This window comes from Mycobacterium sp. (assembly GCF_008709575.1).
In the GTDB taxonomy this organism is placed as follows: Bacteria; Actinomycetota; Actinomycetes; order Mycobacteriales; family Mycobacteriaceae; genus Mycobacterium.
In genome coordinates this window covers 1-1,104 of the sequence record NZ_VYIK01000183.1, presented here as the reverse complement: position 1 = coordinate 1,104, position 1,104 = coordinate 1, and the positions used below count along the sequence as shown (strand labels likewise).

The window sequence follows — 1,104 nt, the reverse complement described above, 5'->3', positions numbered from 1 at the left end:
CCCGGCCACCGCCACCTTCTGGCCGGCGTCAGCGGCCCGCAAGGACCCGGCGGGGCGGCTGCGCAGCACAAATACTCCTTCGGGAGGGGGATACGACCGCTCAGTCTAGAGGGGGTAAGTTTCTCGGCATCGCCGCCCGCATCGCAGTTGTCGGCCCTGGCGCTGTCGGCACGACGGTCGCTGCGCTGCTGCACGCCGCCGGGCGGTCGGTGCTGGTGTGCGGGCGCACCCCGCGCGACCGGATCGAACTGCGGCCCGACGGCGCCGAGCCCATCGTGGTCCCCGGCCCGGTGTGCACCGATCCCGCCGAGATCAGCGGTGCGGTCGAGGTGGTGGTCCTGGCGGTCAAAGCCACCCAGAACGGTGCCGCGGCCGGCTGGCTGGCCCGGCTCTGCGACCAGCACACCGTGGTGGCGGTGCTGCAAAACGGGGTCGAGCAGGTGCAGCAGGTGGCGCCGCTGTGTCCCGCCTCGGCAGTGGTCCCGGGGATCGTCTGGTTTTCGGCCGAGACCCAGCCGCACGGATGGGTGCGGTTGCGCGGCGAAGCCCGGCTGGTGCTGCCCGAGGGATCCGCCGCGACCGCGGTCGCCGAGTTGCTGCGCGGCGCCGGCTGTGGGGTCGATTGCGACCCGGACTTCACCACCGCGGCATGGCGCAAGCTGCTGGTGAACGCGCTGGCCGGACTGATGGTGCTGACGGGGCGGCGGTCGGGCATGTTCCGCCGCGACGACGTCGGCGCGCTGTCGCGGCGCTACGTCGCCGAATGCCTGGCGGTGGCGCGCGCCGAGGGAGCCGACCTCGGCGACGAGGTGGTCGACGACCTGGTCGAGATGTTCCGCAACGCACCGGCGGACATGGGCACCTCGATGCTGGCCGACCGGGAGGCGCACCGGCAGCTGGAATGGGACATCCGCAACGGGGTCATCGTCCGCAAGGCGCGGGTGCACGGGCTTGCCACCCCGATCAGCGACATCGTGGTGCCTCTGCTGGCCGCTGCCAGCGACGGACCGGGCTAACCGCCGGTGCGGGCGGATCCGCCGGCTCGGCGTGATGTGGGAAGCTGACCCCATGACCTTCAACGAGGGCATGCAGATCGACACCAGC

At 72.3% G+C, this 1,104-nt stretch carries 1 protein-coding gene; it reads left to right on the top strand.

The genetic code is table 11. From position 1 onward, the window contains the following. The first annotated feature begins 71 nt into the window (after positions 1 to 71). Positions 72 to 1,016 carry an oxidoreductase gene (locus F6Q13_RS17720; RefSeq protein ID WP_367141362.1) on the top strand — a complete coding sequence of 315 codons (945 nt, stop codon included), beginning with the start codon at positions 72 to 74 and terminating at the stop codon, positions 1,014 to 1,016. Positions 1,017 to 1,104: the final 88 nt, after the last annotated feature.